The sequence below is a fragment of the Paraburkholderia sp. BR13439 genome (genome assembly GCF_040948805.1).
Lineage (GTDB): Bacteria > Pseudomonadota > Gammaproteobacteria > Burkholderiales > Burkholderiaceae > Paraburkholderia > Paraburkholderia youngii.
The window spans coordinates 1-255 of the sequence record NZ_JBFPKN010000206.1 but is presented as its reverse complement, the minus strand read 5'-3'; the positions used below and the strand labels follow the sequence as shown (position 1 = coordinate 255).

Sequence of the window (255 nt, the reverse complement as noted above, 5' to 3'; positions counted from 1 at the left end):
CAGTCGAGTTGTGGCGCAGGGTTCAGCCTGGCGCCAGGATGGTGAATGAATACGGGCCGACCGAAACGGTTGTGGGTTGCACCTTTTACGAAATTCCGAGCGGATGCGCTGTATCGACGCACGTTCCAATCGGCCGTCCGATTGCGAACACGCGGGTGTATGTGCTGGACGGTCATGGCGAGCCGGTGCCGTTCGGGGCGGTGGGTGAGCTCTACATTGGCGGGGCGGGGGTCGCGCGGGGCTATCTGAACCGCC

General features: G+C 63.5%; 1 protein-coding gene. It reads left to right on the top strand.

Features of this window, described 5'->3' with window-relative positions; genetic code table 11:
- Positions 1–71: 71 nt before the first annotated feature.
- Positions 72–255: AMP-binding protein (locus tag AB3X96_RS42890; protein ID WP_368594457.1), on the top strand; the 184-nt coding region annotated here is incomplete at its 3' end.